Here is a 2,336-nt window from a genome sequence, read left to right on the forward strand (position 1 = left end):
GCATCGTCGCCCCCATCAGCGGTCGCATCGGGCTGGCCCAGGTCAAGGCAGGCAACCTGGTCATCGCCAACCAGACACAACTGGCTACTGTCAACCAGATCGCCCCCATTACCGTGAATTTCAGTATTCCCCAGGGCTTGTTGACCGCGGCGCGGCGGGCGCAACAGCAGGCAATCCCCCTGCCGATTAACGACGAGAAGGGGGGTATCGTACTCGCTCAGGGCAAGCTCACTTTCATTGATAACAGCGTCAGTGCGGGGAGCGCCACCATCAGTTTGCAGGCTACCGTACCTAACGCTAACCTCGGCCTCTGGCCGGGACAGTATGTGCAGGTGCAGATGCCGGTACAGCAGGTGGCGCAGGCGACGGTGCTGCCGGTGGGCGCGGTCCAGCAGGGCAGCAGCGGACCCTTTGTCTATGTGGTGCAAGATGGCAAAGCGGTGGATAAGCCGGTGCAGGTGCTCTGGGAATCGGGCACGGATGCCGTGGTACAGGGCGTAGACAAGAGTATTCGGGTGATTTTTCCGCTTCCCGCCCGCCTCTATCCGGGGGCGAAGGTGGAACTCACTGGCCCCCCTGCAGCCACCGGGTCGCATACGGGTCAGCAGAGGAAATCCGCATGAATTTCTCCGCCCTGTTCATTCGCCGCCCGGTGATGACGGTCGTCCTCATTCTCGGACTAGTGCTGTACGGCATTTTTGCCTTTATGAAACTGCCGGTAGCCTTGCTGCCCAGTGTGGACTTTCCGACGGTCATGGTCGCGGCGAGTCTGCCGGGAGCGAGCCCGCAGACCATGGCCAGCGCCGTGGCTACGCCGTTGGAGAAACAGTTTTCCGCCATTCCCGGCTTGTCCTCCATGAGCTCGGTGAACAATCAGGGCTCGACGCGGGTCATCCTGCAGTTTGACCTCAGCCAGAACATTGATGTCGCCACCCAGAATGTCGAAAACGCGGTCACCCAGGCCTCCCACCTGCTGCCGCCGGGCATACCCAGCCTGCCCTTCGTCAAGCAGCTTAACCCTTCGGCGGCACCCATCGAGTTTATTGCCCTCGCCGCGCCCAATATGCCTATCTACCAGCTCAACCAGTACGCGGTAGACAAGGTAGTGCCCGCCATTTCCGGTATTCCCGGTGTCGCCCAGGTGCTGATCTTCGGCGAGCAGAATTACGCGGTCCGCATTCACGCCAACCCCTTTGCCATGCAGGCGCATGGAATATCGCTGCAGGCCCTTACCCAGGCCATTTCCAGTCATAACGTCAACCTGCCGCAGGGCACAGTGCTGGGTGCGGTGCGCAATTATGCGGTGAATGTGCATGGCCAGCTCCATGATGCCCAGGCTTTCGCCGGCATGCCCATCACCTTCGCCAACGGCGCGGTGGTGCCACTCGCGAACATCGCTCAGGTCAGTAATGGCGTGGACAATGATCAGATCGCCAGTTGGATGGGGGGGCAGCGCGCCCTGATTCTCGCCGTAGTGCGCCAACCCAATGCCGACACAGTGGCCATCTCTGACGCTATCCAGAAACGCCTGCCCCTGCTGAGCGCCAGCCTGCCCGGCGGCGCCCACATGACGGTGGTGTATGACAAGGCCGACTATATCCGTTCGGCGGTGGAGGAGGTCGAAGTCACCCTGTTGCTCGCCTCCATACTGGTGGCCGGGGTGCTCTGGCTCTTCCTGCGCCGCGGCAGCCCGACCCTGATCGGCGCGCTGGCGATTCCCGCCTCCATTCTCGGCACCTTCGCCATCATTTACGCGCTGGGCTACACCCTGAATACGCTGACGCTCCTGGCGCTGACCCTGGCGGTGGGCTTTGTGGTGGATGATGCCGTGGTCATGCTGGAAAACATCGCCCGCCATGAGGAAAATGGCGAAGAGCCCTATCAGGCGGCGATCGTTGGCAGCCGCGAGATCGGCTTTACCGTGATTTCCATGACCCTGTCGCTGGCAGTGGTCTTCCTGCCTTTTCTGGTGATGGGTGGCATCATCGGTCGTTTATTTCGCGAGTTCGGCGTCGCTATCGCGGTGGTCATCCTATTGTCCGGGCTGGTATCCCTTACGCTAAACCCCATGCTCTGCGCCCGCTATCTGCGGGTGAAACATCAGGGACAGAGCCGCTTCGAAAGAGGTTTCCTTAGCCTGCGCGACTGGTACGGGCGCAGCCTGCGGGTGGCGCTCAGCCATCGCGGCTGGGTGTATGGCGGGGCCTTGCTGAGCCTGCTGGCCATGATCGGACTCTTTATCCTGCTGCCCAAGGGCTTCATCCCTACCGAAGACAGCGGCATGATCATGGGCAATCTGGAATATCCCCAGGGCATTTCCTTTGCCCAACTCGAAA

2 protein-coding genes are annotated in these 2,336 nt (G+C 61.2%); both read left to right on the plus strand.

The genetic code is table 11. The features are described 5' to 3' along the window. A partial coding sequence (locus tag AC2VNK_RS09370) for an efflux RND transporter periplasmic adaptor subunit (protein ID WP_486883564.1) occupies window positions 1-623 on the plus strand: 623 nt, incomplete at its 5' end. Further along, the coding region (locus tag AC2VNK_RS09375) for an efflux RND transporter permease subunit (protein WP_486883565.1) at window positions 620-2,336 on the plus strand (1,717 nt) is incomplete at its 3' end. The genes AC2VNK_RS09370 and AC2VNK_RS09375, both read left to right, overlap by 4 nt.

This window comes from Acidithiobacillus sp. TH-A35, from assembly GCF_057473505.1.